The following is a 631-nucleotide window of genomic DNA, read 5'->3' on the forward strand; positions in this document are numbered from 1 at the left end:
CGCCGGTTCATTCTACAAAAGGCACGCCGTCACCACGAATGGCTCCGACTGCTTGTAAGCATACGGGTTCAGGTTCTGTTTCACTCCCCTTCCGGGGTGCTTTTCACCTTTCCCTCACGGTACTGGTTCACTATCGGTCGCTGAGGAGTATTTAGCCTTGGAGGGTGGTCCCCCCAGATTCCCACGGGATTTCACGTGCCCCGCGGTACTTGGGATCCCTTCGGAATGTCTCGTCCTTTCGCCTACAGGGGTGTTACCTGCTGTGCCGGGCCTTTCCAGACCGCTTCGACTAGGATGATTCACTCACTATGAAGGTCCCGCAACCCCGCCTCCGAAGAGACGGTTTAGGCTCTTCCCCGTTCGCTCGCCGCTACTAGGGGAATCTCAGTTGATTTCTTTTCCTCCGGGTACTTAGATGTTTCAGTTCCCCGGGTTGGCTTCGCACACCTATGAATTCAGTGTACGATGTCCGGATATGACTCCGGACGGGTTGCCCCATTCGGGTATCCACGGGTCTACGCCTGCTTGCGGCTCTCCGTGGCTTTTCGCAGCTGTCCGCGCCCTTCTTCGCCTCTCAGCGCCTAGGCATCCACCGTATGCCCTTACTAACTTGACCTTATAATTGCGCTTT

The 631-nt window shown here is 56.3% G+C and carries 1 rRNA gene; it reads right to left on the bottom strand.

The annotated features are described in order from the left end of the window. Positions 1 to 616 (bottom strand): 23S ribosomal RNA (locus tag H1S01_RS20625); the annotation flags it as partial. Between the last annotated feature and the right edge of the window lie 15 nt (positions 617 to 631).

Origin of the sequence: Heliobacterium chlorum, from assembly GCF_014502795.1 — a bacterium.
Taxonomy (GTDB): Bacteria; Bacillota; Desulfitobacteriia; order Heliobacteriales; family Heliobacteriaceae; genus Heliobacterium; species Heliobacterium chlorum.